The 1,517-nt window shown below is 55.6% G+C and carries 1 protein-coding gene; it reads left to right on the top strand.

Annotation, left to right across the window (positions count from 1 at the left end; all coding sequences use genetic code 11):
* Nucleotides 1-1,338: 1,338 nt before the first annotated feature.
* Nucleotides 1,339-1,517, top strand: a 179-nt coding sequence (locus tag KHP60_RS25975; RefSeq protein ID WP_213566931.1) for a right-handed parallel beta-helix repeat-containing protein, incomplete at its 3' end; no start/stop codon positions are given.

Raw genomic sequence — 1,517 nt, 5'->3', positions numbered from 1 at the left:
CGCAGGTAGATGGTATCGCCCGGCTTGGCGAGGCTGTGCGCATGCTGCAGGGTCGCAAACGGGCTGGCGGACGTGCCGGCCGAGCTGTTCGACCCAGTCGTGGATACGTAATAAATAGTCATTCCTGCGTCTCCTCGTCGCGAAGGAGTATGATTTCGCGCCGGTCCAATCACAAACTCTAAAAAGGCTAGCGCATCGTGCGGACCCGAAAGGCCACGCCAGTGAAAAGTGGATCCGGTTTTCCGCTTCAAAAGATGTGTTCTTCAGGGAGTGGAGCATCGGATGGGATCCCAAAAGTAGGTCTACTTTTGGATCCAAGCATCTAGCAATTCGCTTGCGGGTCATCCCCTGCAACCAACGACAAAGTGTGGCGACCCGATAGGAACGGCCTCCCGTTCAATACTAGCCTCAGGGGCTGTTCGGGATTAAAAAAGGTGCGTCCCACGAGGACGGGGCTTATGCGTGCCCTATCAGACGCGTTCATCGGTGCGGCGCGTTGCTGTTCGGCAGGGCCCATATGGCCGTAGCAGCGGGACCTATGAGTTCGCGCTAGAAGCCACGGATCCCTCGGTCTCCTGAGCACGGGCAAAAGCAATGACCGCTTTCGTGATGGCCGAGTGGTCGCAAGTAGTGGCCATCATCGGGGGACGGCTGCGGGATTTAGACCGAATCGGGCGAGGCGGGCGACCTCCAGAAACGATAGGCGAGAGCAGGTACTGTCTGTCCAACTTGGCGCTCGACACCTTACCGAAGCAACTGGTCTTGCTGGTTAAGGCGCACCGGCGGCTGGAGGAAGAACTTCATCCGACTCAGGGGCGCGTATGGCGCAATCTGCATTGGCATGCTCGGTGAACGCCGATCGGCTACTGTTCCTGCGTCATCTGCGCTTGAGGGTGGCATAGCGGGAAACGGGGTGCGGAGCACCGCTGCGGCACCGGTCTTTGGAGGCGATCCGGCGCGGGCTGCTGGTGCGTCTGGTGAACGCCATGTGCTTGCGAGGTCCGATCTATCCAGCTCTCACTCTAGACTCGAGGATGGGAGTGTCGAAGTATTCCTAGAATGTAGCTTGGTCTGAATAAGAATTTTGACTTAGGATACCTCTTTAATCTTATGCATTTTTATGTGTGAGCATCGTTGCGTGATGGATATTTTCCTCACAGACTAACAACGCAAATATCTAGTGATCTTGGCAATAATCATATTCTGGTCACATTCGCAGAGCAATTCCCTAGTCGCACCCAGTTAGCCTTAATATATACATCCAATACGTTGTTTTGTGGCGATGACCTGGGGGGCACTTAAAACAATACTATATATACATATAGGGGCTCTTCAAAAATGACTATTTATTACGTATCTACGACTGGGTCGAACAGCTCGGCCGGCACGTCCGCCAGCCCGTTTGCGACCCTGCAGCATGCGCACAGCCTCGCCAAGCCGGGCGATACCATCTACCTGCGCGGCGGCGTCTACAAGCTCTCCACCGGCATCCAGCTCACCAACGATGGCACCGCGTC

The sequence above is a fragment of the Microvirga sp. 3-52 genome (assembly GCF_018383585.1).
Taxonomy (GTDB): domain Bacteria; phylum Pseudomonadota; class Alphaproteobacteria; order Rhizobiales; family Beijerinckiaceae; genus Microvirga.
This window is presented reverse-complemented; position numbering and strand designations above follow the sequence as displayed.